This window comes from Pseudomonas sp. NFACC41-3 (genome assembly GCF_900109505.1).
GTDB classification, from domain to species: Bacteria; Pseudomonadota; Gammaproteobacteria; order Pseudomonadales; family Pseudomonadaceae; genus Aquipseudomonas; species Aquipseudomonas chlororaphis.
The window spans coordinates 605,603-628,529 of sequence record NZ_FOAE01000001.1 but is presented as its reverse complement, the minus strand read 5'-3'; the positions used below and the strand labels follow the sequence as shown (position 1 = coordinate 628,529).

Genomic DNA, 22,927 nt, shown 5'->3' with positions numbered 1-22,927 from the left:
CTGCTTAACTGCAAAAGCTGCCGGATAGCGCAGTCTCTGCAACCTCCCACGGAAGGCAACGCCATGAGTTCATCCTCGCTCCACCCCGTCACGCCTTATGGCGTGGCGATTCAAGAAGCAATCGCCCTCGGCAACCTGCCGCAGATGAAGTCCCTGCTCAAACAACGCGATTCATCCCAGAAAGAATCCAAAGAACTGAGCAGCGCTTACGAGCAGTTGGCACAGGAAGTCGCCCGTCTGGAACGACGCTAAGGCCGTTCCATTTTCTAATGCACTGGAGGCAATCATGTCCGGTTCCACTTCGTCCAATCTTGGCTTGTTTCCCCTCAGCTACCGGATCGGTACTTCGATCCCCGGCGCGCCGAGCCTCACCCTCGACCTGCTGGTCTACACCCCCGAGCAGAGCGTGCGTGGCACCTCGCTGGTGACCCAGGCCGTCAACCCACCTTTGGAGCTGTCGTCCGATGTGTGGGGGCAATACACCTACCTGACCGTCATGCCACCCAGCACCAGCAAGATCCTGGTCACCGCCCAGGGTAATCAGGGCGGGCCGGGCTCGAACTCGATCATCACCTTCAAGATTCAACTGGTGGTGGATCACGACTGGAAGAACGGCATCGCCAACTACCAGTACTACAACGGCCAGCGCTGGGTATCGGTGGAGAACGTTCCCGCCCACCTCGTCGAGTCGGTGCCCTCCTACGCCTTCTCGGCCTTGCCGATACCGCTGGAGCCCGGCCCGGTCCTGCTGCCCTATCCACCGATCACCCCGCTGTATGCCGCGCCGATCCATGGCGCCATCGCCAGTGGCGACCTGGCCCAGATGAAGAGCCTGGCCAGCCTGGCCCAGCAGCAACTGGAACAATTGCCCCAGCTGCGCAGCGCGCTGGACGCGGCCAAGGACGAGATCGGCAGGCTCGAGCGGCGTTGACCATGGCGCGCCAACCCATCCGGCTTCCCTGAACAAGAACAAGGAGTTGCACCATGCAAACTGGACTGTTCCATACCCGCATCCAAGCCACCACGGGGCTGTTGGGTGCCCCGGTTCTGATCCTCGACCTGTTGGTCAACACCGTGCAGAAAAAAGTCAGCGGCGTGGCCCGAGTGTTCAAGAGCACCTATCCGCCAGTGAACTTCTTCGCCGACGTGTGGGGCGACTACTCCCAGTTACAGCTGCACCCGTCGACCGAAGGCCACATCATCCTGAGCCTGACCGGCAACCCCAGCGGACCGACCAGCCAGATCGCCGCGACCTTCCAGCTGCACGGGATTCTCGGGCTCGACTGGGCCAGCGGTTTCGCCAGCTACAAATACTGCTACCAGGGCAACTGGCAGGACGTGCAGCACGCCACGGTCAGCCAGGCGTCGATCCCGCACCCCGAGCCTGTACCTCATCACCCCGTGCCGCTGTATGCGGTGGCGGTGCAGCAGGCGCAAAGCAGTGGTGACCTGGCGCAGCTCAAGGCGGTCGTCCGCCAGGGCGAGCAGCAACTGGCCAGCGGCGATGCGCTGCGCAGCGCCCTGCAGCAGCTGAACGCCGAGATCGCCCGCCTCGAAGCTCGCTGAAAGGTGGCGTCCGGGCCTGGCCTTCCTTCCCCCAGGGCCAGGCCCGGTTCCCCACTGGCAAACCCTTTGTCCGCCCGGGCCGGCATCGCCAGGGACGGCGCGGACATCCGCCAGGTTCGTGCCGCGCGCCGGTGTGCGCGCAAAGGACTGTCCATGTCAGCCAATCGCCCCGCCCGCTACCTCAGCGAAACCGACCTCAAGCGTTACGTACCGGTGCATGTGGTCTGGGAAATCACTCTCGCCTGCGACCTCAAATGCCTGCATTGCGGCTCGCGCGCCGGCCACCGACGCCCCAATGAATTGAATACCCAGGAATGCCTCGACGTGATCGACGCCCTCGCCGCCCTCGGCACGCGGGAAGTCACCCTGATCGGCGGCGAAGCCTATTTGCGCAAGGACTGGACCCGCCTGATCCAGGCCATCCACGACCACGGCATCTACTGCGCGATCCAGACCGGCGGGCGCAACCTGACCCCGGCGAAAATGCAGGCCGCGGTGGAGGCCGGGCTCAACGGCGTGGGGGTTTCGCTGGACGGCCTGGCGCCCCTGCACGACGCCGTGCGCAATGTCCCGGGCTCCTTCGACAAGGCCGTGGACACCCTGCGCCGGGCCAAGCAGGCCGGGCTCGCGGTCAGCGTCAACACGCAGATCGGCGCGGCCACCCTGCCCGACTTGCCGGAGCTGATGAACCAGATCATCGAACTGGGCGCCACCCATTGGCAGATCCAGCTGACGGTGGCCATGGGCAACGCGGTGGACCACCCGGAACTGCTGCTGCAACCCTATCAACTGCTGGAAGTGATGCCCCTGCTCGCGCGTCTCTACCGTGAAGGCCAGGAACGCGGCCTGCTGATGAACGTGGGCAACAACATCGGTTACTACGGCCCTTACGAGCATATGTGGCGCGGCTTCGGCGACGAGCGCGTGCACTGGAGCGGCTGCGCCGCCGGGCAAACGGTGCTGGCCCTGGAAGCCGACGGCACGGTCAAGGGCTGCCCTTCGCTGGCGACGGTGGGGTTTTCCGGCGGCAATGTGCGCGACATGAACCTGCACGACATCTGGCACTACAGCGAGGGCATGCATTTTGGCCGCCTGCGTTCGGTCGACGACCTCTGGGGTTATTGCCGCACCTGCTACTACAACGACGTGTGCCGCGGCGGCTGCACCTGGACCTCGCACTCGCTGCTGGGCAAGCCCGGTAACAATCCGTACTGCCACTACCGCGCCCTGGACCTGCAGAAAAAGGGCCTGCGCGAACGCATCGTCAAACTCGAGGACGCCGCCCAGGCGTCGTTCGCGGTCGGTCGCTTCGACCTGATCACCGAACGCATCGACACCGGCGAGACGGTCAGCAGCGTCAGCGACAGCGGCCAGGTGATCAAGCTGGCGTGGATCAACCAGGGGCAGAAATCCCCCGAGGAAGGACGCCTGCCCACCCAGCTGGCGCTGTGCCGCGGCTGCTGGCAGTACATCCATGCCCACGAAACCACCTGCCCGCACTGCTCGGCCGATGTGGCCAGCGCCGAGGCCGACTACCTGGCCGACCGCGCCCGGCAACAGGCGATCATGGATCGCCTGACAGGCCTGCTGGGCATGCCCCAGACCCGGCTGGTGTAGCCACCAGCCAAAGCCCGCCGCCCACCGGGCGGCGGGCCTGACAGAGGGTTGCAGCAAGGGTGATAACCCGCCACGGGCCCATGAGAAAACCGTCTAAAAACAAGCCCACTGCCACACAGGTTTAGGCTTTGCTAGTGAAGGCCTCAACCCATCAGCGTTTGCCAGCGGGCCGGCTCACCCGGCGCGCCCGCGGCCCCTGCCATCCGGGAGTTCCAGTATGAAAATCAATCCCTACCTGATCTTCAACGGCGATTGCGCCGCCGCCTTCAAGTTCTACGCCCAGTGCCTGCAAGGCACCCTCGAAGTGATGATGACCTTCGGCGAAAGCCCCGCCCGCGACCATGTTCCCGCCGAGTGCCACAACCTGGTCATCCACACCCGCCTGCTGGTGGGCGACCAGGCCATCATGGGCTCGGACAGCACGCCCGACCGGCCTTATTCGGGGATCCACGGCTGCTCGATATCGCTGAATGTCGACAGCATCGCCGAGGCCGAGCGGGTGTTCGCCGCGCTGGCGGACCAGGGCACTGTGCAAATGCCGCTGGAGGCCACCTTCTGGGCGGCGCGCTTCGGCATGCTGGTCGACCGCTTCGGCGCCTCGTGGATGGTCAACTGCGAAAAGGACCAGTGACAGGCGCCTGTCGTTAAGCCAAGGGGCCGTGGCGATCCGCTGCCCCTCAGGCCTCGCCCTCGGCCTCCATCGCCCGCAGCCCCGCCAGCCGCTGACGTATGCCTTCGCTGGCCACCGGCCCGGCCTGGACCGTGCACGCCTCCAGCGGCACCGGGCGACCATCGGCCAGGTCGGCCATCATCGGCCGCACCGGCCGGCCAGTGGCGCGCTCGACGATCTGCACGCTTTCCCCTTCCGGCGCGTAATGGCGATTGCCCCAGGCGACGAACGCCATCAGCACCACACGAAAATCCTCGCCCCGGGCCGTCGGTACATATTGGTAGCGCAGCGGCCGCTGACTGTAGGCCTGGCGCTCCAGCAAGCCGTCCTCGACCAGCGAATTCAAGCGCCGGGTGAGCATGTTGGGGGCGATCTGCAGGCTACGGGAAAACTCCTCGAAACGCCGCAGGCCATGCAGGGCGTCGCGCATGATCAGGATGCTCCACCACTCGCCCACCCGCTCCAGACTGCGGGCAATCGGGCATTCGTCGTGAAGGAGGGTCTTGCGTTGCATGGTGGTTCCTCGGATTTCGCAGTTGCGTATTTGTGGTTCGGGCATGTTACTTTCATGATGATAGTGACGTCCATAGAGCGACACACCCCACACGAGATGAAGGAGCTGAAGGTCATGAACAAACGCATTGTCGTCACCGGCATGGGCGCATTGACCCCGCTGGGCTGCGGCGTCGAACAGATCTGGAAACGCCTGCTGGCCGGGCAATCGGGTATCCGCCGGCTACCGGAAGAACTGATCGGCGACTTGCCGATCAGCATCGGCGGGCAGGTTCCCGACCGTACCGAGGACCCGCAGGCCGGCTTCGATCCGGACGCGCTGCTGGCGCCCAAGGAACAGCGCAAGATGGACCGCTTCATCCTGTTCGCCCTCGCCGCCGCCCAGGAGGCACTGGCCCAGGCTGGCTGGGCGCCGCAGACGGCAGAGGCGCAGGAACGTACCGCCACCATCATCGCATCGGGCGTGGGTGGCTTCCCGGCCATCGCCGACGCCGTGCGCACCACCGACAGCAAAGGGCCGCGCCGCCTTTCGCCGTTCACCATTCCGTCCTTCCTCAGCAATATGGCCGCCGGTCATGTGTCGATCCAGCATGGCCTGAAGGGGCCGCTGGGCACGCCGGTGACGGCCTGCGCCGCGGGCGTCCAGGCCATCGGCGACGCCGCGCGGATGATTCGCGCCGGGGAGATCGACGTCGCGGTCTGCGGTGGCACGGAAGCCACGATTCACCGGGTCAGCCTGGCCGGTTTCGCGGCCGCGCGCGCCCTGTCGAGCGATTTCAACGACACGCCGGAACGCGCATCGCGGCCCTTCGACCAGGCGCGCGACGGCTTCGTGATGGGCGAAGGCGCCGGGCTGCTGGTGATCGAGGAGCTGGAACACGCCCTGGCCCGGGGCGCCACGCCGATCGCCGAACTGGTGGGCTACGGCACCAGCGCCGACGCCTATCACATGACCGCCGGGCCAGAGGACGGCGACGGCGCCCGCCGCGCCATGCAACAGGCGTTGCGTCAGGCTGGCATCGAGCCGTCGCAGGTCCAGCACCTGAACGCCCACGCGACCTCGACCCCGGTGGGCGACAAAGGCGAGCTGGCGGCGATCAAGAGCGTGTTTGGCAACCACAGCGAGCTGGCCATCGCCTCGACCAAGTCGGCCACCGGCCACCTGCTGGGCGCCGCCGGCGGGATCGAAGCGATCTTCACCATCCTGGCGCTGCGCGACCAGATCGCCCCCGCCACCCTCAACCTGGAAAACCCGGATGCCGGCGCCGAAGGCCTCAACCTGATTCGTGGCCAGGCCCAGCCGCTGGCGATGGAATATGCCTTGTCCAACGGCTTCGGCTTTGGCGGGGTGAATGCCAGCGTGCTGTTCCGGCGCTGGGCGTAAGGCCGGGATTGTTCGCCGGGCACAGGGCGGTTTCAGTGCGGGTTAGCTGGAACCTCAATGTGCCCAGTCAGTCCCGTGCAACTGAGTATTTTCAGCCGGATGTCAAACCATCCGGCACCTTCGCCAGGTTGACATGCATGCGCATCAGCATGGCTTTGAGCTGCTCCACTTCCGCCTCGCTGAAACCCTGGATGGCCACCTCCTCCCAATACATCGCCCGTGGTACCAGCGACTCCACCAGGGCCAACCCCGCGGGCGTCAGGCTGATGCAGACCTGACGGCCATTGGCGTCCTGCCGCTCGCGCAGGATCAGCCCCAGCTTCTGCATGTTGGTCACTTGCCGCGACAAGGTGGAGATCTCCGCCGAAACCCGTCCGCCCAGCTCGCCAAGGCTGAGCCCGCCCTGTTCCCGAAGCACCGCAAGCACTCGGTACATGACCAGCGTCAGGCCATGCTCGCCAAGCTCCTGGGAAAAGCACTCGCCCATGCGCATCCCGACACGAGTGACCAGATAAGGGACGGCGGTGGAAAAACAGTAACTGTTCAAAGGTTCAGACCTCGGTATCCATTGCTGAGACGGCTCTGCGCGGGGGCATGTTACGTCGTTGAGCTGATCCGGTGAAATGCGCCTGTCCCTTTCATTCGACACTGCCCGAATGGAGATGGTGGCAAACATGCACTTACAACTATTGCAAATGCAAAACTTGCAAATACAAATGTCTGTTGAAATACTCCTTCCGCGATCGCCCTCGACCCAAGGCCGCCATCGCGTTCCGAGCCAAGGAGGCGACACCCGGTTGACTCAACCGACGGCAACCCGGAGTCCTTCCACCTTTCACAACGGCAGATTGTCCCTATGAATGCTTCCTCTTCCTACAGTCTGGCAGCACGGCTTTTCCACTGGAGCATGGCGCTGATCATCATCGGCGTCTGGCTGATCGGTTTTTACTCCGCCAACCTGCGTGGCGATGTGCCCAGGGGCGGCCCGGCGGTCTTCGTGCACAAAGCGATTGCCAGCACCGTGCTGTTCCTGCTGCTTGCCCGGCTCTGCTATCGCTTGACCCACCGCTACCCGGCCATGCCCAGCAGCGTCTCCAGGGCGATGTCCGGCATCGCCCATATCGCCCACGCCCTGCTCTACCTGATCGCCATGTTGGCCGTGCCGCTTTCGGGCTGGTACTGGAGTTCGGTCGCCGGTCACCCGATACCGCTGCTGGGTCTGTTCAACCTGCCGCCCATAGCGCCGGTGGATCAGTCCCGCTACGACCTGGCTATGTGGATACATCGCCTGCTGTCCTGGGGCGCCGGCGCCTTGATCCTGGTCCACGTGCTGGCGGCGTTCAAGCATCACTTCTTCGACAAGGACGACATTCTTGCGCGCATGTTGCTCAGGGTTCGCCGCCGCGGCTGACGCCCGAGCTGGAAGGTAGAGAGGATGGGCGGCTGCGAGCCACCCTCGAGCTAACCAAACTGTAATGACGCCGGATTTATAGCGGCTGGATCGGGCTTTCACTAGGACGATCGTGCCAACACCCCCTTACCTTACCCACACCCTCCAAATGAATGAGTAGCTTGGGCGCAGATTCCGGAGCGCGCAGTCACCAGGCTCCGAAATCCGAGCGAAGAAGAACAAGAAGACTTCAGCTCTTGTTTTTTTTCATGACTTTTTAGTTTGTGAGGGAAAACGAACCATGGCGATATTCGACTACAAGGGCCAAGACGGCCGCGTGCTGATTTCAGATGCCTGGAACCTGGCCACCTACACCAGCGGCGTAGCGACGGTAGGCGCGCTCTACCACTTGCCCGGGGCGGTCCTGGGCGAAGGCAACACCTTTGTCCTGCCCAAGGGCTGGCGCGAGATCAGCGCCAGCGACCTGGGCATCGACGGCAGCCACCTCGACCTGACAGGCAGCTTCAAGGGCGAAAACGTCTCCGGCTCCCAAGCCAAGGTATTCGGCCAATACGACGAGAGCGGCAAGCTGGTGAAAATGGGCTTTTCGATTGCCGGCACCAACTCGCCAATGGACTTGCTGGGATACCCGGCAATGATCGACAACTCCTATATCCACGGCTACGACTACCTGCTCGACTCGATCAAGAACTACGCCAGCAGCCATAACCTGACGAGCAAGGATGTGCTGGTCACCGGCTACAGCCAGGGCGGCTCCGTGACCAACAGCATGTACCAGGGCAGGGAAACCCTGGCAGACGGCTTTTTCAAGGATTCGGATTACTTCGGCATGGCGTCGCCAAAGGCCAGCAACAGCGACGGTATCTTCAACTTCGGCTTCGAAAACGACATCGTGCACCGGCTGATCGGCGAACAGACCGACCTGAGCGGCGCCATTCTCGCGGCCCTCAAAGGCAGTGACGCCAGCTACACCTCGACCACCGACAACATCGTGCTGTTCGACACGGTCTACGCTTTGCCCACCTGGCCCAACGGCCCCTTCTCCGTGATCAATCCCAACGGCTGGGTGGCGCACCTGGAAGGCGTTTTCATCAACCCCATCCAGCGCATCGGCCAGTCGACGTTCTACGACTACATCGAGCGTGACAGCACCATCGTCATCAGCAACCTCGACCCGGTCAGCCGCAGCTTTACCTGGGTCAGCGACAAATACTCCCCCACCTCCAACCACTTCGGCACACCGGCCTTTCTCCTCGGCACGGACAGCGCGGACAAGCTGCAGGACGGCAGGAACGACGACTTCCTCGACGGTTTCGCCGGCAACGACAGCTTCAGGGTCAGCACCGGCACCGACATCGTCGCCGGTGGCGTGGGCGACGACAAAGTCTTCCTGCAGGGTACGGTCACCAGTTACGAAGCCGTGCGCCTGAGCGATGGCAGCCTGTTTCTCAACGACACCAACGGGCGTTACGGCCTCAAGGAGCTGCACGACGTCGAGCATGTCGAGTTCGAAGGCCTCCTGGGCCAGGCCTTGACCCCGGCCTTTACCGTGACCGGCAGCAAGCTCGACTTCGAAGGCCTGTTCGGGTCGGACAAGAGCTACGCCAAGGCCACCGAAGGCACGCAGTTGGCAGACCTGCTGAAGGGTACCGCCTCCCGAGACCTGATCTTCGGCCAGGGCGGCGACGATCTTATCGAAGGCGGCGCGGGCCATGATCTGCTGCACGGTGGAAGCGGCAACGACACCCTGCTCGGTGGCAATGGCAATGACGCACTCTACGGCGGCGCGCACAACGACATCCTGGTGGGTGGCCTGGGCAACGACACGCTCAGCGGCGGTGTGGGCAGCGATCTGTTTGTCTTCGACGTGGGCGGCTTCGGCCATGACGTGATCAGCGATTTCAACGTTCACCAGAACGGCTTCGATCAGTTGGTGTTTTCCAAGTCGCTGTTCGCTTCCACGGCCGCCGTCCTCAGCGCCACCAGCCAGCAAGGCAGCGACAGCCTGATCGTGGCGGGAGACAGCAGCATTACCCTGGTCGGCCTCAACCCCGCGCAACTCAGTGCGGACATGATCAGCCTGGTCTGACGCTCGATGGGCACACCCTCCGTTCCTGTGAGGGTGTTGCTCCAGCCGGCTTTGGCCATTTCAGAAACACAAAGGGTCTACCTTGGGGTGGACCCTTTTTTTTGATCGTCCGTTCTTTATTTAGGCCACTTGAGCCATCGGCAAGCGGCATCGCCACGCGAGAAAGTCCCACCGGCTGCGCCGTGGCGCATCACCCGCCGGGGCCGATTACCAGGTTTGATGAGTTATCACTCAAGTTTGGTAAAGACAGCCCGGCTGTGCGAAATCTACACTGCGGTCGAGATGCCGGCGAATGCGCAGGACTTAGCTATTCGCGCCCGCTTCGAAGAACTGACTCGCCTACTCCCCCAGCGCTATGGCGCGCCCTCGGCAGCCATCGACCAAGCGGCGGATGAACAAGCGAGAGCAGGTCCTGATGTCCCAGTGGCTGGCCTCCCAAGGGGCGAGTCTGGAAGGTGCGCGGGAAGCCGTGCTGACCGTCGGCAGACGCTATGTCGACCCCATCAGTGTCAGCCTGTCCATTTCCGGTCCCGGGTCCGAACAGTGCCAACAGGAACAACGTCAGGGATCGACCGACGCTTCTTGAATGGCGCAGGTCTAGGCCAAGGATCAATGACAAAGGTTGAAGAGCGGTATTTGATGAGGGGCGCGGCATGCGATGTCCTGGTCTTCCCAGGGGCTGCCTTGGCTACAGGTGAATTTGAGGCATAAAAAAGCCTGCCCTGAGTGGGCAAAGGGCTGATCCGAATTTCAGGCCCCTGACTCAGGGTCGCTCGCGGGCATGCCACGAGGCTCCTTGTCCTTTTCGTCCTGTGTATCTGCGCCAGGATCATCGACGCGACCACTTTTCCCTGCTTCTGGATGCTCACTCGACACCGAGTTGTTTACATCTACGTCGATCATCTCTTCATCGACCGGCGCTTCATCGTTCGCAGGCAATGGAACCTCAGGCTCCTTACGCCTTGGGTCATGGCCTGCTTCGCTATCCGAGGTTCGCTCTACGCCCTGCTGCGACCAGCTACCAGGTGCATTTTCGTCATTGTTCATGTTGGCTCTCCGTTCTAATGCTCGGGAAATCCGTACTTAAACATGAGAAACGACAGAGCCTTGCAAGTGCCGAGAAATGGATAAACGGCGGTCAATAAAAAACCGGCTCGATGGCCGGATTTCTATTCGGTCAACCCTGCGCGCGCAGGAATGACAGGCAAGCCTCGCCAGCATGTTGAGCCGGGGATAGCGCTCGACAACGCAAGACACAGGTGACAGCAGGATCAATGCGTGACCGACAACACCACACCACGTCAATACCAACAGAACGAGAGCGAGGCGGTATCAGCTACAAACGTGAATGGTAGATCGATGAGAGCCAGCGGCCCTATGAACTGGGCGAGCTGATACTCGGTTTCTAATCCGTCGTAGCAGTCATATGAACCATGTGAAACCGCGGCAAACCAAGCGCAGCCGCTCAACTGCGAAATAGCCAACATCAAAATGAGCTTCCGTAGCACGTAATTTCCTTATTACTTTTCCATTGCCTGCTTCATAGACGCTCTTAAACAGAGCCAGTCACCCGTTGGGGCGGGATGGGGCCGCGCACAGTCGCGGAGTTCGTCGCAGACTGTGGCTGGGACTACGTCCTGAACTGTTTGGATCGCGGAATCAGTTCGACGGTTTTCAGCGGTAACGCCCTGCATGCTCTGGCTAAGAAGTGCATCGTCCAACGCCGCCGACAACAGACCGGGCGCCATGATTGGGAACTGGGTGAGCTGAGTAAGGGCGAAGCCCGCGAGCTTTGGCATGACATCGATGTTCTGCGCGGCATCGAGAGTGCAAATGAATGCTGGCACCACAGCACGCTGCTGACCGAGCTATTCGGCGAGGAATGGCATTACCCACTCGATGGCAAGGCTGTCGAAGAGAATCACAAGTTCACGTACCTGCGACGTGTTGTCGAGGCTGTTCAACAGGCGTTACGCCAGGAACAGCAGCAACAGGCTGCATGACGGTCGTGAATGCCTATGACCTGATATCGGCAGAGGCACGCGAATTCACACCGCAGCAACCCTTATCCCAGCTCATTCAAAGCCAGGATTAGTTCTTCTTTGAGTTGTCTCGGGAGAAAGCTTCGTTAAGTTTTTTCCGAACCTCATCCCGCTCAGCGATGGAGCGCTCACGAACACGCTTTTTTGTCGACTCCATGACGCCCTCCAAGGGGTCAGGATTTCGCTTACTAAAATTCGCGGGATCTTCTTCCGGAAAGTCCTCGAAGTAATCCGACCATTCGCCCATTACGACCTTCTCTTCATAGTGATCTGGTTTGTGAAGTAAAGACCAGGTACCAGAAAAGGAAAACTCCTCCTCAAAGTCAGCCGCTATAGCGGCAAGGACAAAGTCATGCCTGAAGAAATCAAAAAGACAGGTCCGGACCACTACCGCTACATCGACACAATTGGTTCAGATGGTCTTGAAGTGCATTGCATCACCTACACGGTGATCGGTGAAACAGCGCAGTGCTGGTACATCGCCGACAAATACACCGTCAACATGATTATCGACAAGCAGCGCGGACTGAGCAAAGAGTGGGGGGTTCGGGTATCAGCCACGGACTCACGCGGGCCTGTACTGACAATTTTGAAGAGGAGGACAGGATGAAGTCCCGAAAAATCTCCCCACAAATGAAAAAGCCCAACCTGTGAAGATTGGGCTAAGTCATTGAAAAATATGGTCGGGACGGAGTGATTCGAACACTCGACCCCTAGCACCCCATGCTAGTGCGCTACCGGACTGCGCTACGCCCCGACTAGGCGTGTTACTGGGTTTGCTTCTTAATGAAGCGCTCAAGAATATATCGCAAGCTTTTGAAATTTGGAAGTATTTTAAAAGCTGAAAATCATTTCTTGAGTACCACCAGAACGTCCTCCAGTTCGGAGATCATCTGACGGATCAATTGCTTGTACTGGGTGGTGTCGTCTTTGGCTTCATCACCGGAAAGGCGCAGGCGCGCTCCACCGATGGTGAACCCCTGATCATACAGCAACGCGCGGATCTGCCGGATCATCAGCACATCCTGGCGCTGATAATACCGGCGATTTCCGCGGCGCTTGACGGGGTTGAGCTGAGGAAACTCCTGCTCCCAATAACGCAGCACATGCGGTTTGACCGCACAGAGCTCGCTGACTTCACCAATGGTGAAGTAGCGCTTGCCCGGAATGACCGGGAGCTCGTCGTTATGACTTGGTTCCAGCATAAGCCTCAACTCGGGCCTTCAACTTCTGCCCTGGACGAAAGGTGACCACACGGCGTGCCGTGATCGGGATTTCTTCACCCGTCTTCGGGTTGCGGCCAGGTCGCTGGCGTTTATCCCGAAGATCGAAGTTACCGAAACCGGACAGTTTGACCTGTTCGTTATCTTCGAGAGCGTGCCTGATTTCCTCAAAAAACAGCTCGACCAATTCCTTGGCCTCACGTTTATTCAGGCCCAGCTCTTCGTAGAGACGTTCGGCCATTTCAGCTTTCGTCAGAGCCCCCATACGTCACTTCCTTAACGTGGCGTTCAACCTTTGTTCGAGCGAGGTGAGGATATTTTGCGTCGTGGAGTTCACCTCATCGTCATTAAGAGTGCGCGATGGATGCTGCCAGGTCAAGCCAACTGCAAGGCTTTTTCTATGAGGATCAATGCCTTTACCCTGGTACACGTCAAACAACCTGAGGTCTGTCAGCCATTCGCCTGCATTCTCACGGATTACATCCAGTACCGCACTGGCAGCAACATCGCGATCAGCCAGCAAGGCCAAGTCACGACGCACTTCAGGAAAGCGCGACAACTCACGGAATTCAGGCATTTTTCCCGAGGCTACTTCGGCCAGAACCAGCTCGAAAACGAAGACCGGACGGTCGAGACCGAGGGTTTTCGACAACTCAGGGTGGATAGCGCCAATATAACCAACCAGACGACCTTCACGCTCGATGCGCGCGGTTTGACCCGGGTGCAACGCAGGGTGCTTACCAGGCACGAAAGTGAACGCATCGAGTGCACCGGCAAAACCCAGCACCGCTTCCACGTCGGCCTTGACGTCGAAGAAGTCCACGACATCGCGACCTTGTGCCCAGCCTTCCGGCAGACGAGTACCGCATACCACACCGGCCAGCATCGGCTCTTGCTTCAAGCCTTCCAGTTGACCGACGAAACGCAGGCCGCTCTCGAACAGACGGACACGGTCCTGCTGGCGGTTCAGGTTGTGCTGAAGCGCCTTGACCAGCCCTGGCCACAGCGAGGAACGCATGGCAGCCATGTCGTTGGAAATCGGATTAGCCAGCAACAACGGCTCGACACCTGGATTAAACAACTCGAACTGTTTCGGATCGATGAAGCTGTAAGTAATAGCTTCCTGATAACCGCGGGCCACCAGCAAACGACGCAGCTCAGGCAAATCGCTACGAGCTTCGGCCTTGGCTTGTGGAGCCAGGCGCGCCTGAGGGTAGCGAACCGGTAGGCGGTTGTAGCCGTACAGGCGAGCCAGTTCTTCGATCAGATCGACTTCCAGGCTGATGTCGAAGCGATGGCTTGGCACTTCAACGCGCCACTGCCCTGCTCCATCGGCGGAAATCTTCAGACCCAGTGCGCCGAGCAGACGCTCGACTTCTGCCGCTTCGATTTCCATGCCCAGCATCTGGGTGATGCGCTCGGCACGTAGAGTGACCGGAGCGATCGACGGCAGGTGCTGCTCGCTGACGGCTTCGATGATCGGGCCAGCTTCGCCACCAGTAATCTCCAGCAGCAAGCCGGTGGCGCGCTCCATGGCTTCACGGGCCAATTGCCAGTCCACACCACGCTCGTAGCGATGCGAGGCGTCGGTGTGCAGGCCATAGGAACGGGCTTTACCAGCGACAGCGATCTGGTCGAAGAAGGCACTTTCCAGGAAAACGTCGCGGGTAGTTGCCGCTACACCGCTGTGCTCGCCGCCCATGACACCGGCAATCGCCAGAGCACGGGTATGGTCGGCGATAACCAGGGTATCGCTGCGCAGGGCTACTTCCTGACCGTCAAGCAAGACCAGCTTCTCGCCGTCTTCGGCCATCCGCACACGGATGCCACCGTTGATTTCGGCGAGGTCAAAAGCATGCAGCGGTTGCCCCAGTTCCAGCATCACGTAGTTGGTGATGTCTACGGCCGCATCGATGCTGCGTACATCAGCGCGACGCAGACGCTCGACCATCCACAGCGGGGTTGGCTTGGACAGATCAACATTACGGATAACCCGACCCAGATAACGCGGACACGCTGCGGGCGCCAGCACTTCAACCGGACGCACTTCATCGTGCGCAGGTGCCACGGATAGCACCACCGGACGGGCGACAGGCGCTGCGTAGAGCGCGCCGACTTCACGGGCGAGCCCCGCCAGCGACAGGCAGTCACCTCGGTTAGGAGTCAGGTCGACCTCAATGCTGGCATCGTCCAGTTCCAGGTACTCACGGAAATCCTTGCCTACCGGCGCATCGGCCGGCAATTCCATCAGACCGTCATTGCCCTCTCCCACCTGCAGTTCTGCCTGGGAGCACAGCATGCCGTTCGACTCGACGCCGCGCAGCTTGGCCTTCTTGATCTTGAAGTCGCCAGGCAGCTCCGCGCCGATCATGGCGAAAGGAATCTTCAGGCCCGGACGCACGTTTGGCGCACCGCACACGACCTGGAAGGTTTCCGCGCCGTTGCTGACCTGGCAAACACGCAGTTTGTCAGCATCAGGGTGTTGCTCGGTGCTCAGCACCTCGCCCACCACCACGCCACTGAAAACACCGGCGGCCGGCGTTACGCTATCGACCTCAAGACCGGCCATCGACAGACGAGCAACCAGCTCGTCGCGACTTACCTGCGGGCTTACCCAGCCGCGCAGCCATTGTTCACTGAATTTCATCCTGCTCTCCTGAAAGATTCGTTACGGGCGTGCGACCTAGCGAAATTGCGCGAGGAACCGCAAGTCGTTGTCGAAGAACAGGCGCAAGTCATTCACGCCGTAACGCAGCATGGCCAGACGCTCGGCGCCCATGCCAAAGGCAAAACCCTGGAACTCTTCCGGATCGATCCCGGACATGCGCAGCACGTTCGGGTGAACCATGCCGCAGCCCATGACTTCCAGCCATCCAGTCTGCTTGCAGACACGGCAGCCCTTGCCGCTGCACATCACACATTCCATGTCGACTTCAGCGGACGGCTCGGTGAACGGGAAGTACGAAGGACGGAAGCGCACTGCCAGTTCTTTTTCGAAGAACACCCGCAGGAACTCTTCGATGGTCCCTTTGAGGTCGGCGAAATTGATGTCGCGATCGATCAGCAGGCCTTCGACCTGATGGAACATCGGCGAGTGGGTGATATCGGAGTCGCTACGGTACACACGGCCTGGGCAGACGATGCGGATCGGCGGCTGCTGCGATTCCATGGTGCGGACCTGTACCGGAGAGGTATGGGTGCGCAACAACATGTTCGCATTGAAATAGAAGGTGTCATGCATCGAACGGGCCGGGTGGTGGCCTGGGATGTTGAGCGCCTCGAAGTTGTGATAGTCGTCTTCGACCTCAGGGCCTTCGGCGATGCCGTAGCCGATATGGGTGAAGAACTGTTCAATACGTTCCAGAGTCCGGGTCACAGGATGCAGACCGCCGGAGACCTGGCCACGGCCAGGCAGGGTCACATCGATGGACTCGGCGGACAGTTTGGCAGCCAGTTCAGCTTCTTCAAACAAAGCCTTACGCGTATTGAGAGCCTCTGTAACACGCTCCTTGGCAACGTTGATCAGGGCGCCGACCTGCGGGCGCTCCTCTGCCGGCAAATTCCCCAGGGTCTTCATCACCTGAGTCAATTCACCCTTCTTGCCAAGGTACTGAACCCGGATTTGCTCCAGGGCATTGATGTCTTCAGCGCTTTGCACAGCCTCTAGTGCTTGAGAGACCAGCGCATCCAGGTTTTCCATGTACAGACTCCAGATACAAAATAGGGGAAGAGCTTGTAGGCTCTTCCCCTATTTATGACGTTTAACACCTGGGCCCACAGAGGTGAGCCCGGGTGACTGTCGGGGGTACTTAAGCCAGAGTGGCTTTAGCTTTCTCGACAATCGCAGCAAACGCCGCTTTTTCGTTCACTGCCAGATCAGCCAGAACCTTACGGTCGATCTCGATGGACGCTTTTTTCAGGCCGGCGATGAAACGGCTGTAGGACAGACCGTTGATACGAGCACCAGCGTTGATACGAGCGATCCACAGAGCGCGGAACTGACGTTTTTTCTGACGACGGTCGCGGTAGGCGTATTGGCCTGCCTTGATTACCGCTTGCTTGGCAACACGGAATACGCGGGAGCGCGCGCCGTAGTAGCCTTTAGCAAGTTTCAGAATTTTTTTGTGACGTTTACGGGCAATGACGCCACGCTTTACACGAGCCATGAGTTACTTCCTCTATTCTTGATCCAAAAATTAACGAAGGCGCAGCATGCGCTCGACTTTTGCCACGTCAGACGGATGCAGCAAGCTGCTACCGCGCAGTTGACGCTTACGCTTGGTCGACATTTTGGTCAGGATGTGGCTCTTGAAAGCGTGCTTGTGCTTGATACCGTTAGCAGTTTTCAGAAACCGCTTAGCAGCACCACTTTTGGTTTTCATCTTTGGCATGTTCGGATACTCCGCATTCAGTTGATAAACATAATCAGAAGGCCTGCCGTGCCCTGTTGATTACTTCTTCTTTTTCGGGGCGATGACCATGATCAGCTGGCGTCCTTCCATCTTAGGATGCTGTTCGACCGAACCGTACTCTTGCAGGTCAGCTTCAACCCGCTTGAGGAGTTCCATCCCCAGCTCCTGGTGGGCCATCTCACGGCCGCGGAATCGCAAGGATACCTTGGCCCTGTCCCCGTCACTCAGGAAACGTACCAGGTTGCGCAGTTTTACCTGGTAATCCCCTTCCTCCGTCCCTGGACGAAACTTGATTTCTTTTACCTGAATCTGCTTCTGGTTCTTCTTCGCCGCGGCAATCTGCTTCTTCTTCTCGAAGATCGACTTGCCGTAGTCCATCACACGGCAAACCGGTGGGACTGCGTCGGCGGAGATTTCCACCAGATCAAGCTTGGCTTCTTCAGCAATACGAAGCGCTTCATCAATCGAGACGATGCCAATCTGCTCGCCGTCAGCGCCAATTAACCGAACCTCGCGTGCCGAGATATTCTCGTTGATCGGGGCTTTCGGTGCAGCTCGTTTATCTTGTCTCATTTCACGCTTAATAATAATTACTCCGAATCTGGGCGACCACGCCGGGAAACCGCTTGTGCAAGGAACTCCGAGAATTGGGCGACGGGCATGGAGCCCAGGTCAGCACCTTCACGGGTACGCACAGCGACAGTCTGCGTCTCGACTTCCCGATCTCCAATAACCAAGAGATAGGGAACCTTGAGCAAAGTATGCTCGCGGATTTTAAAGCCGATCTTTTCATTTCTCAAGTCGGACTTGGCACGAAATCCGCTTTGGTTGAGGGTTTTTTCCACTTCGAGGGCAAAATCTGCCTGTTTATCAGTGATATTCATCACCACGGCCTGGGTCGGAGCCAGCCACGCAGGGAATGCCCCTTCGTAATGCTCGATCAGAATACCGACGAAACGCTCGAAGGAGCCGAGGATCGCCCGGTGCAACATCACCGGATGTTTACGGCTGTTATCTTCGGAAACGTACTCGGCGCCCAGACGGATCGGCAGGTTGAAATCGAGCTGCAGGGTACCACACTGCCAGACACGACCCAGGCAGTCTTTCAGCGAGAACTCGATTTTCGGACCGTAGAACGCCCCTTCGCCCGGTTGCAGGTCATACGGCAGCCCGGCGCTATCAAGCGCGGCGGCCAAGGCATTTTCAGCGCGATCCCACAGCTCGTCGGAACCCACACGCTTTTCAGGGCGAGTGGAAAGCTTCATTTCGATGTCCTTGAAGCCGAAGTCGGCATAAACATCCATGGTCAGCTTGATGAATGCCGCGGACTCAGCCTGCATCTGCTCTTCGGTGCAGAAGATATGCGCATCGTCCTGGGTGAAGGCACGCACACGCATGATGCCGTGCAATGCACCGGACGGCTCGTTACGGTGGCAGGCACCGAACTCGGCCAGACGCATCGGCAACTCGCGGTAGCTCTTCAGGCCCTGATTGAATACCTGCACGTGGCACGGGCAGTTCATCGGCTTGATGGCGTAGTCGCGGCTTTCCGACTCGGTGGTGAACATGTTTTCGGCGTAGTTGGCCCAGTGCCCGGATTTCTCCCACAGGCTGCGATCGACCACCTGCGGAGTCTTGATCTCCAGGTAGCCATTGTCGCGCTGCACCTTGCGCATGTACTGCTCGAGCACCTGGTACAGGGTCCAGCCGTTCGGATGCCAGAACACCATGCCCGGCGCTTCTTCCTGCGTATGGAACAGACCCAAACGCTTGCCGATCTTGCGATGGTCGCGCTTTTCGGCTTCTTCGATACGCTGGATATAAGCCGCCAACTGCTTCTTGTCCGCCCAGGCAGTGCCATAGACGCGCTGCAATTGCTCGTTCTTGGCATCGCCGCGCCAGTAGGCGCCGGACAGCTTGGTCAGTTTGAAGGACTTGAGGAAGCGAGTATTCGGCACGTGCGGACCACGGCACATGTCGACGTATTCTTCGTGGTAGTACAGGCCCATGGCCTGTTCATTCGGCATGTCCTCGACCAGGCGCAGCTTGTAGTCTTCGCCGCGAGCCTTGAACACTTCGATCACTTCGGCGCGCGGAGTGACCTTCTTGATGACGTCGTAATCTTTCTCGATCAGCTGCTGCATGCGCTGCTCGATGGCCGCCAGGTCGTCCGGGGTGAAAGGACGCTCGTAGGCGATATCGTAATAGAAGCCTTCATCGATCACCGGACCGATAACCATCTTCGCTGTCGGATACAGCTGCTTGACCGCGTGGCCAACCAGGTGAGCGCAAGAGTGGCGAATGATCTCCAGCCCCTCTTCATCCTTTGGCGTGATGATTTGCAGGGTCGCGTCGCTGTCGATCAGATCGCAGGCGTCGACCAATTTGCCATTGACCTTGCCGGCCACGGTGGCCTTGGCCAGACCTGCACCAATGGATGCGGCGACCTCGGCTACGGAAACCGGATGATCGAATGAACGTTGACTGCCGTCGGGAAGAGTAATAGTGGGCATGGCGCCTCCTCTCCTAGTGGTGACCCCTACCAAAGGTCACGTGGGTTGGGATGAGCCAGTACGCGGTTCGATCCAGGCCGTTCGTGACGAACGCCTGCCTCACAGTGGCAGGAGCCTTGCGGCCAACCGGTAAAACGAACCAGAGTGACTGGAGTTCAAATCAGAAAAATAGAGGCATAGACCGCGGTGGGATTGAAACTCGCCCAGAGCCTGAAAACACCCAAGCCGGGCATGCTAGCACAGATGAACGGTCATCGCGCCGTACTTCCCACCGGGACCAGCGTATCCACGCTTTCTTTCGAGAAAGTGAACTTGGTGTGTACGCAAGGTCTCAAATACACCGAGAATCGCCATTCTTGTACCAATCCCAGGAGAGCTCGACTCATGCGCCTCACCCAACTATTCGCCCTTGCCGCCCCTTTTGCCCTGCTGCTGCCACTGAGCGCGCAAGCCGCCTGGCCAGCCGGGGTACGTGCCGAATACATGAAGGATTGCACGGCTGCCGCCAGCCAGAGCGTTGATGTGAAAAGTGCGGAAAAGCACTGCGCCTGTGGTGCGGACAAGCTCAATGAGAAATTCACTACCGACGAAATCAAACAGCTCATGAGCAAGCAGACTCAACCGGATCCGGCGCTGAGAACCAAGGCCCTGGACGCTATTGCCGCTTGCCGGGTGGTGAAATAAGCCTTTAAAGCGCGAGAGAGGGCCTTGAATCAGGTTCGATGCGATCTGAAAACCGGCCTTTTTTCACAATTTATGCAGCTTTTACGGCTTTTTTTATCACCGAATATTTTCAGCGAAAGCCCCTTAAACCGGGGCCTTCAGCCGATCGGAGCAACAAAACGGACTCAAGCACCTGGGAATCGGCACGTCCGGGGGGCTCCCAAGTCGAACATTTCGACTATGATAGCCCGGTGTGCCCAGTTGGCCTGAGCAGCACAGTACTACTGAAAATATATGTTTCTTGGAGATACACCATGTCTAATCGCCAAACCGGCACCGTAAAATGGTTCAACGATGAAAAAGGCTTCGGCTTCATCACTCCTCAAGGTGGCGGTGACGACCTGTTCGTACACTTCAAAGCTATTGAAAGCGACGGTTTCAAAAGCCTGAAAGAAGGCCAGACCGTTTCCTTCGTGGCTGAGAAAGGCCAAAAGGGTATGCAAGCTGCACAAGTTCGTCCTGAGTAATTTCTCAGCGAGCTAAAAAAACCCCGTCCATGTGACGGGGTTTTTTATGCAAGGTGCAAAAGCGCTGACAGGATCAGCCGCAGTTGACCCGGGTGACCACCAGATTGGTATCGGTGTTTAGGTTCAGCCGATCGGAACGGTATTCCAGGGTGATCATGTCATTCGGCTTGAGAATACGGGCGTTCTGCGCACCTGCGCGAGTACGCGCCTGTTCCAGCAGCTCAGGCGAAGCTTTTTTGCCGATGGCGAATTCGGCCGCCTTAGCCTCACAGCGGCTATGGCCGCTCTCGGTCGCTACCGGATCCTTATCCGGCGAAGAAGTGCTGCACCCCGTCAAAACGACTGCAGCCAACAAGGTACCGAATGACGCGAGCTTCCAAGGCATGAAGCCTCCTTTTCAAAAATAAGCAGAGATAGTGCGACAACCGCTCTGACTATTGGTTTCACAAACGGACTGGCCAATGGCCTCTTGGCCAGGCAGCGGGCAAGTCTGCATCAGGTACGGCCACGTTTTCATGCAGCAATCGTGACCGGATATGAACAGCCTCAGTAAATATCGATGTAATCGAATGGTGGCTTCGGCCAGTTCTGTTTCAACGCGTTAAAAATCTGCGTCACCCAGACCTCATCGCTGGCCGCTACCCGCCCGACATAACCGGAACCGGCGGCCCAGGTCTCCAGCCTGAACAGCAGGCCGTCGATGTCCGCGCCACCGACCACGCCCGACGAGATATAGGCAATGCCCGCCTTGGTCACTCGCAGCTGGGTATGCACATCGTCACTGGCCGACGCCAGCAACTGGCGCACCGCCTCGAAGGTCAAGGCATCAGGGTTGTTCAAATCGATCTGCACACTGGCACCCTTTGAAAACAGACAATGACCAAGTGTCGCACAGCCCTCCCCCCATGCCTAAGTCGGAGTGCGAAAAGCCCGCCAAGGTGTTTAACTCTACAAGACCGGAAGCCCTCGACAAGCGCCTGTCCGGCCCTATCCTTTCCGAGCTCGCGAGACTTCCATGGCCACCGTGACGATCGACGCCGACATCAAAGCCAAATGGCCTGAAGGCCATTGTTCCTACAGCCCCGGCAGCCCCGAAGAGCTGGCGATCATCGGCATCGACTTGCTGATCAGGGAGCTGGGCACCGAAGCGGCCCAGACATTCATCGAGCAGATATTCGAGAAGTATCCCGGCGAGCACTCGGGCACGCCGGATACAGGGAAGGCGTAACGCCCGACAGGCTGGCACCTGCCGGGAATAGCACTTACTTCAGGCGAGCCAGGCGCTCGGTCAGCAGATCGAAGAAGCCCTGGGCATCGCCATTCTCCACCCAGAACACGTTCTTCTCCTGCTTCAGGCCGTCGTACCAATCGACGATGGTCTGGCCGAAGGTCGGACCTTCACGGCTGTCGATCACCATGTTGGCCTGGCGCCCGCTGAACAGTTCGGGCTTGAGCAGGTAGGCAACGACGGTCGCGTCATGCACCGGGCCACCCGGGATGCCGTAGTGTTCCATGTCACCCTTGACGTATTCGTTGAGGATATCGCCCACCACCTTGCTGGCATTGTTGTTCAAGGCCGCGATCTTCTGCAGGCGCGCATCGCTGGTCAGCACCTTGTGGGTGACGTCCAGCGGCAGGTAAGTCAGCTTCACGCCACTCTTGAGCACCACCTCGGCGGCCTGCGGATCGGCGAACAGGTTGAACTCGGCCACCGGGGTGATGTTGCCGCCATTGAAATGCGCCCCGCCCATGACCACCACTTCCTTGATGCCTTGAGTGATATCCGGTGCCTGGATCAGCGCCAGCGCCAGGTTGGTCTGCGGCCCCAGCATGGCGATGGTGATGCTGTGGGGCTTGGCGGCGCGCAGGGTGTCGATCAGGTAATTGATCGCACTGCCCTCGGCCAGGCCCTTTTTCGGCTCATGCACCGTGACCCCGGAAATGCCTTCCTTGCCGTGAATATTCTCGGCATAGATCGGCGTGCGCAGCAGCGGCTTCGGCGCGCCGGCGTACACCGGCACCTCTTCGCGCCCCGCCCACTCACGGGCCAGGCGCGCATTGCGCGAGGTCTTGTCCAGGCGCACGTTGCCGGCCACCGTGGTCAGCGCGCGGATCTGCAGTTCTTCCGGCGATGCCAGGGCGAACAGCAACGCAACCACATCATCGGCACCCGGATCGGTATCGATGATCAGATCGATTTTTTCTGCCGCATGGGCGCTGGTAGCAGTGAACAGGGACACGAGCAGAACACTCCGGATCAGGTGTTTCAGTAGCTGAGCATAGCGGTGCATGGCGCA

The 22,927-nt window shown here is 59.6% G+C and carries 27 protein-coding genes and 1 tRNA gene; 13 read left to right on the top strand and 15 right to left on the bottom strand.

Annotated features, from left to right (window positions below):
- Window positions 1-63: 63 nt before the first annotated feature.
- The 5 genes from BMY68_RS02930 to BMY68_RS02910 all read left to right on the top strand — a co-directional run bounded on the left by BMY68_RS02930 (window position 64) and on the right by BMY68_RS02910 (window position 3,814).
- A complete protein-coding gene (locus BMY68_RS02930; RefSeq protein ID WP_009043072.1) occupies window positions 64-252 on the top strand; it encodes a DUF1843 domain-containing protein in 189 nt (62 codons plus the stop codon).
- A gap of 34 nt (window positions 253-286) precedes the next feature.
- Window positions 287-931, top strand: a complete 645-nt coding sequence (locus tag BMY68_RS02925) for a DUF1842 domain-containing protein (protein ID WP_009043071.1) — start codon at window positions 287-289, stop codon at window positions 929-931.
- Between the two features lie 53 nt (window positions 932-984).
- On the top strand, window positions 985-1,566 hold the full coding sequence (locus tag BMY68_RS02920; RefSeq protein WP_062822933.1) for a DUF1842 domain-containing protein: 582 nt from the start codon (window positions 985-987) through the stop codon (window positions 1,564-1,566).
- 153 nt (window positions 1,567-1,719) lie between these two features.
- Window positions 1,720-3,183 (top strand): GDL motif peptide-associated radical SAM/SPASM maturase, encoded by a 1,464-nt coding sequence (locus tag BMY68_RS02915; protein WP_007932309.1) that lies wholly within the window; start codon window positions 1,720-1,722, stop codon window positions 3,181-3,183.
- Between the two features lie 217 nt (window positions 3,184-3,400).
- Window positions 3,401-3,814: a VOC family protein gene (locus BMY68_RS02910; RefSeq protein ID WP_009043068.1), complete on the top strand. Its 414-nt coding sequence runs from the start codon at window positions 3,401-3,403 to the stop codon at window positions 3,812-3,814.
- A gap of 46 nt (window positions 3,815-3,860) precedes the next feature.
- Here the strand turns inward: BMY68_RS02910 and BMY68_RS02905 are convergent, their stop codons facing one another.
- A complete protein-coding gene (locus BMY68_RS02905; RefSeq protein WP_085530352.1) occupies window positions 3,861-4,367 on the bottom strand; it encodes a winged helix-turn-helix transcriptional regulator in 507 nt (168 codons plus the stop codon).
- A gap of 114 nt (window positions 4,368-4,481) precedes the next feature.
- Here BMY68_RS02905 and fabF point away from each other — a divergent pair, with 114 nt between their 5' ends.
- Window positions 4,482-5,750, top strand: a complete 1,269-nt coding sequence (gene fabF / locus BMY68_RS02900; protein ID WP_085530511.1) for a beta-ketoacyl-ACP synthase II — start codon at window positions 4,482-4,484, stop codon at window positions 5,748-5,750.
- Between the two features lie 91 nt (window positions 5,751-5,841).
- On the opposite strand, the gene BMY68_RS02895 is transcribed toward fabF, so the two are convergent.
- Window positions 5,842-6,297, bottom strand: a complete 456-nt coding sequence (locus BMY68_RS02895; protein WP_009043065.1) for a MarR family winged helix-turn-helix transcriptional regulator — start codon at window positions 6,295-6,297, stop codon at window positions 5,842-5,844.
- 309 nt (window positions 6,298-6,606) lie between these two features.
- On the opposite strand from BMY68_RS02895, the gene BMY68_RS02890 reads away from it, so the two are divergent.
- Together BMY68_RS02890 and BMY68_RS02885 are read left to right on the top strand one after the other, a co-directional pair.
- The gene (locus BMY68_RS02890) at window positions 6,607-7,161 is read left to right on the top strand and encodes a cytochrome b (protein WP_085530350.1); all 555 of its coding nucleotides are present in this window, start codon (window positions 6,607-6,609) and stop codon (window positions 7,159-7,161) included.
- Window positions 7,162-7,441: 280 nt separating this feature from the next.
- Window positions 7,442-9,250, top strand: a complete 1,809-nt coding sequence (locus BMY68_RS02885; RefSeq protein WP_085530349.1) for a calcium-binding protein — start codon at window positions 7,442-7,444, stop codon at window positions 9,248-9,250.
- Window positions 9,251-10,000: 750 nt separating this feature from the next.
- Here the strand turns inward: BMY68_RS02885 and BMY68_RS02875 are convergent.
- The gene (locus tag BMY68_RS02875) at window positions 10,001-10,297 is read right to left on the bottom strand and encodes a hypothetical protein (RefSeq protein ID WP_085530348.1); all 297 of its coding nucleotides are present in this window, start codon (window positions 10,295-10,297) and stop codon (window positions 10,001-10,003) included.
- Window positions 10,298-10,896: 599 nt separating this feature from the next.
- Between BMY68_RS02875 and BMY68_RS02865 the strand changes: the two genes are divergently transcribed.
- A complete protein-coding gene (locus BMY68_RS02865; RefSeq protein WP_239694061.1) occupies window positions 10,897-11,253 on the top strand; it encodes a phiTE_072 family protein in 357 nt (118 codons plus the stop codon).
- A 391-nt stretch (window positions 11,254-11,644) separates the two neighbouring features.
- Window positions 11,645-11,902, top strand: coding sequence for a hypothetical protein (locus BMY68_RS30010; RefSeq protein WP_085530345.1), 258 nt, complete (start codon window positions 11,645-11,647; stop codon window positions 11,900-11,902).
- Window positions 11,903-11,972: 70 nt separating this feature from the next.
- On the opposite strand, the gene BMY68_RS02850 is transcribed toward BMY68_RS30010, so the two are convergent.
- The 9 genes from BMY68_RS02850 to thrS form a co-directional block, all read right to left on the bottom strand.
- Window positions 11,973-12,049, bottom strand: a tRNA-Pro gene (locus BMY68_RS02850).
- 91 nt (window positions 12,050-12,140) lie between these two features.
- Window positions 12,141-12,497 carry a MerR family transcriptional regulator gene (locus BMY68_RS02845; protein ID WP_007920509.1) on the bottom strand — a complete coding sequence of 119 codons (357 nt, stop codon included), beginning with the start codon at window positions 12,495-12,497 and terminating at the stop codon, window positions 12,141-12,143.
- Window positions 12,478-12,780 carry an integration host factor subunit alpha gene (gene ihfA, locus BMY68_RS02840; RefSeq protein WP_002553164.1) on the bottom strand — a complete coding sequence of 101 codons (303 nt, stop codon included), beginning with the start codon at window positions 12,778-12,780 and terminating at the stop codon, window positions 12,478-12,480. Before ihfA ends, BMY68_RS02845 begins: the two co-directional genes overlap by 20 nt.
- A 3-nt stretch (window positions 12,781-12,783) precedes the next feature.
- Entirely contained in the window at window positions 12,784-15,162 is a 2,379-nt protein-coding gene (gene pheT / locus BMY68_RS02835) for a phenylalanine--tRNA ligase subunit beta (protein ID WP_085530344.1), read from the bottom strand.
- A 36-nt stretch (window positions 15,163-15,198) separates the two neighbouring features.
- The gene (gene pheS, locus BMY68_RS02830; RefSeq protein WP_007920512.1) at window positions 15,199-16,215 is read right to left on the bottom strand and encodes a phenylalanine--tRNA ligase subunit alpha; all 1,017 of its coding nucleotides are present in this window, start codon (window positions 16,213-16,215) and stop codon (window positions 15,199-15,201) included.
- A gap of 109 nt (window positions 16,216-16,324) precedes the next feature.
- Entirely contained in the window at window positions 16,325-16,681 is a 357-nt protein-coding gene (gene rplT, locus BMY68_RS02825) for a 50S ribosomal protein L20 (RefSeq protein WP_007905879.1), read from the bottom strand.
- 30 nt (window positions 16,682-16,711) lie between these two features.
- Window positions 16,712-16,906, bottom strand: coding sequence for a 50S ribosomal protein L35 (gene rpmI / locus BMY68_RS02820; RefSeq protein WP_002553160.1), 195 nt, complete (start codon window positions 16,904-16,906; stop codon window positions 16,712-16,714).
- Between the two features lie 60 nt (window positions 16,907-16,966).
- Window positions 16,967-17,518 (bottom strand): translation initiation factor IF-3, encoded by a 552-nt coding sequence (gene infC / locus BMY68_RS02815; RefSeq protein WP_169914426.1) that lies wholly within the window; start codon window positions 17,516-17,518, stop codon window positions 16,967-16,969.
- Window positions 17,518-19,440 carry a threonine--tRNA ligase gene (gene thrS, locus BMY68_RS02810; RefSeq protein ID WP_009043059.1) on the bottom strand — a complete coding sequence of 641 codons (1,923 nt, stop codon included), beginning with the start codon at window positions 19,438-19,440 and terminating at the stop codon, window positions 17,518-17,520. Before thrS ends, infC begins: the two co-directional genes overlap by 1 nt.
- A 384-nt stretch (window positions 19,441-19,824) precedes the next feature.
- Between thrS and BMY68_RS02805 the strand changes: the two genes are divergently transcribed.
- Complete coding sequence (locus BMY68_RS02805; protein ID WP_009043058.1) at window positions 19,825-20,124, top strand: hypothetical protein; 300 nt, start codon at window positions 19,825-19,827, stop codon at window positions 20,122-20,124.
- Between the two features lie 293 nt (window positions 20,125-20,417).
- On the top strand, window positions 20,418-20,630 hold the full coding sequence (locus BMY68_RS02800; protein WP_003179963.1) for a cold-shock protein: 213 nt from the start codon (window positions 20,418-20,420) through the stop codon (window positions 20,628-20,630).
- 73 nt (window positions 20,631-20,703) lie between these two features.
- Here the strand turns inward: BMY68_RS02800 and BMY68_RS02795 are convergent, their stop codons facing one another.
- Window positions 20,704-21,015, bottom strand: a complete 312-nt coding sequence (locus tag BMY68_RS02795) for an I78 family peptidase inhibitor (protein WP_007920521.1) — start codon at window positions 21,013-21,015, stop codon at window positions 20,704-20,706.
- 161 nt (window positions 21,016-21,176) lie between these two features.
- On the bottom strand, window positions 21,177-21,482 hold the full coding sequence (locus tag BMY68_RS02790) for a hypothetical protein (RefSeq protein ID WP_007920522.1): 306 nt from the start codon (window positions 21,480-21,482) through the stop codon (window positions 21,177-21,179).
- A 163-nt stretch (window positions 21,483-21,645) separates the two neighbouring features.
- Here BMY68_RS02790 and BMY68_RS02785 point away from each other — a divergent pair, with 163 nt between their 5' ends.
- Complete coding sequence (locus BMY68_RS02785; RefSeq protein ID WP_009043057.1) at window positions 21,646-21,858, top strand: hypothetical protein; 213 nt, start codon at window positions 21,646-21,648, stop codon at window positions 21,856-21,858.
- Window positions 21,859-21,892: 34 nt separating this feature from the next.
- Here BMY68_RS02785 and BMY68_RS02780 read toward each other — a convergent pair whose 3' ends face one another.
- Window positions 21,893-22,921, bottom strand: a complete 1,029-nt coding sequence (locus BMY68_RS02780; RefSeq protein WP_007920524.1) for a nucleoside hydrolase — start codon at window positions 22,919-22,921, stop codon at window positions 21,893-21,895.
- Window positions 22,922-22,927 lie beyond the last annotated feature (6 nt).